General features: G+C 26.7%; 2 protein-coding genes. Both read left to right on the top strand.

The annotated features are described in order from the left end of the window. Positions 1-488: 488 nt before the first annotated feature. Positions 489-1,310: a sensor histidine kinase gene (locus ACT8VG_RS01120; protein WP_444195038.1), complete on the top strand. Its 822-nt coding sequence runs from the start codon at positions 489-491 to the stop codon at positions 1,308-1,310. Then, on the top strand, positions 1,304-1,618 hold the full coding sequence (locus tag ACT8VG_RS01115; RefSeq protein ID WP_289100741.1) for a hypothetical protein: 315 nt from the start codon (positions 1,304-1,306) through the stop codon (positions 1,616-1,618). Before ACT8VG_RS01120 ends, ACT8VG_RS01115 begins: the two co-directional genes overlap by 7 nt. The last annotated feature ends 946 nt before the right edge of the window (positions 1,619-2,564 follow it).

Raw genomic sequence — 2,564 nt, 5'->3', positions numbered from 1 at the left:
GAATATATTCTTAAGCAGAGGATTTACAAATGATTTCTAGTTTAATGTTATTGATAATGTCTTTTGCAGATATCCTTATTCCTTATTTGATAATGTGTTTTTTCACAGAAGATTACTTCAGTCAAAAAAAGATTATTGTTATATATACATTATCAGTTTTATTGAATATGTTAAATTGGCATTTTTTAGTCATACAATTAAGCGTATTAATCATGTACATTTTCCTAAACAAAGAAAGGTTACTACAGTATCACATTAAGCCCATCTACATCATATTATTGTTTGTTATGATTCACGTATTGACAGGGTATGTTTGTCACTTGATTATTTCTGTTATTATAAAGGTCCCATTTACGTTTGAAGATATCTTCAGTTTAAATGATTATTCAAATGCTATTTATGAACTAATACTTTGTTTATTCCTATTTACAATTGTTAGTATGAAGATAGTGAATACTAAAATGCAGGAGACAAAAAATAAATTATATATGATGATATTTGGAGTTGGTGTCGGGTTATGCATGTTATTAATTCAAAACTATTTGAAAAATACCATTTCTTCTACAGTTATATACTCTTGCTTGATAGGTGTATTTTTATACTTATCATTTGTAATATTTTCTTTCTTTAAGGAAAACTTAAACACAAAAATAGAAAACGAAAAGATCAATGAGCAATATAAACTTAATGCCTTTAAATTACAAAGCTTATTAGAAAAGGAACAGTACTTTGAAGAACTCCAGAAATATAAGCATGATATAAAAAATAATTTACTGACACTATTGTATTTATACGAAAATGAAGAGTACATAACAGCAAAAAACTATCTAGAGAAATTGGTAGGGAAACTTGATTATACGAAAGAATGTCTTCAATTAAGTGATCATTTGATTATTAATGCAATATTGAATGATAAAATTAGAAAGAATACCCATATAAAGTTTAAGGTGAGTTGTAAATGTTCAGATAGTTTATTTATTGAAGATGTAGATTTAAATATGTTGTTATCCAATGTTCTGGATAATGCAATAGAGTACTTGAATTCCCATAATCTGGTAGATAAATATATTAATGTTAATATTATTGAACATCAGAATATATTGATAGTTTCAGTGAAGAATCTCACATATAAATCTTTCAAATATGACAGTAACATGGGTACAACAAAAAAAGATAAGCTAAATCATGGGTATGGGTTATCTATCGTTAAAAACATAGTCAACCGCTATGATGGTAATGTAGAATTTGAAAGTTCGAATAATACGTTTAGCGTAAATATTTTATTAAAAGGAGATACATCGATATGTTAGTCATAACAAGACGTAGTAGTTTCTATGATAAATTCCGATCATATACTATTTATGTTAATGGAGAAAAATGTGCGAAGATAGGGAACAATTCAAAAACAGAAATTGATCTTCCTGTAGGAGAATATGAAATTTATCTTTCTATTGATTGGTGTAAGAGCAACAAGTTAAGTATCAACATTGAAGAAAATCAGAACATATATCTAGAATGTTATCCTCGTAAGAAGGGAAAATTTCCTTTAAAAAAGATTTTTTCATTTCTAAATAATGCAGATGATTATATTGTATTGGATTGGGATATAACGATTTAGACAATGAAATCAACTATTCAAACAACAACATGTATTGCGGTATGACCTTTGAAGTATAATTTTGACGAAAGGGGAAAGCAATACCAAGTATGATTAATTATTTTACGACTGATGAAGTACATGTTGCAGTAACTATACTAACTATTGTAACTGTATTATATGAATGTAAATTTGGAGAACCAATAACCTTTGTTTTTGGTAAGCCAAAATTATTTGAAGGAACAAAGAAACAAAGATTTTATGGTTGGACTATATTTATAGTTCTAATTTTTAATTTGCTATTTATGATTCGTATTTAAGTATATTGAGAAGACATAGTTGTTTAGATTAGTTATGTTATTAACTGGTCAGAAAACTATCCGTGAAGTTATCTTATTCCCACATATGAAGAATAAATAAATTTATGTATTAGTAAAAAGCACGTCTCATGCAAGAGATGTGCTTTTTATCTATGTGAAATAGGAGTTGATTAAGAATTTCTCTTTTTTGGATTCACTATCGTACGTATTTATTAATTAATGAATAGTAAAATTGTATTGATACTTAAAGGTATATAAAGTCTTTCCGAAGATTGTCGACACAGTGTGTCGATAATCAGTTGAAGTTGGAGTAGTTCACTTTATAGTTCTTTTGAAAAAATGAAGGAATGAAAAGTGAAAATATGAAGGAATGTAAATTGAAAATATGATGGAATAAAAATTAAAAATGTGAAGGAATGAAATTGTAAAATATGATGGAATTATAAAGACTAACTTTTTTTGAAAATGGTGTTGTTTACTTTATTGTAATACAAGATATTTAAAAAGAGGGCTTAACCCCTCTTATAACCCCTTCTTCACAAATATCTTATTGAATATACTTCTTGTAAATTCATCATCATTCATCATATTTTCTAAGTACTGATTAAAGTTCTTCTCATTCTCTTTTACTTTTTCAAAATGTGGAT

The sequence above is a fragment of the Catenibacterium sp. genome, assembly GCF_052354645.1.
GTDB classification, from domain to species: domain Bacteria; phylum Bacillota_I; class Bacilli_A; order Erysipelotrichales; family Coprobacillaceae; genus Catenibacterium; species Catenibacterium mitsuoka_A.
Note: the sequence above shows the minus strand (reverse complement) of the source record. Positions and strands in the feature narration are given on the sequence as shown.

What these genes read in the sequence shown, in the direction of transcription:
- ACT8VG_RS01115 (WP_289100741.1), top strand. Translation starts at nt 1,304, where the DNA reads ATGTTAGTCATAACAAGACGTAGTAGTTTCTATGATAAATTCCGATCA.
- ACT8VG_RS01120 (WP_444195038.1), top strand. Translation starts at nt 489, where the DNA reads ATGATGATATTTGGAGTTGGTGTCGGGTTATGCATGTTATTAATTCAA.